Raw genomic sequence first — 259 nt, forward strand, 5'->3', positions numbered from 1 at the left:
TACAGCAAGTTTTCCATTTCCGTTGGATTTAATTTGTCCATTATCGGAAGTGATTGATTTGACATTTAAATCGACGGTTCCGTCATTTGTGTAACTTTCGCCTTTATCGCCATTTTCGCCTTGGATACCTTGTTCACCCTTTTCTCCCTTATCTCCTTTTGGGATGGTGAAGTTTAGGATGACATCGCTTGATGTTCCGACATTTTCGACGATGACTTTTGTGCCTGGTTCGCCTGTTGTGATTGTGCCAACGGTAATG

1 protein-coding gene is annotated in these 259 nt (G+C 42.1%); it reads right to left on the reverse strand.

All coding sequences use genetic code 11. The features are described 5' to 3' along the window. Positions 1-259 (reverse strand): hypothetical protein (locus PQG54_RS12355; protein WP_271807750.1); only part of this gene is annotated, 259 nt, incomplete at both ends.

Source organism: Commensalibacter communis, from assembly GCF_947179015.1.
Classification (GTDB): domain Bacteria; phylum Pseudomonadota; class Alphaproteobacteria; order Acetobacterales; family Acetobacteraceae; genus Commensalibacter; species Commensalibacter communis.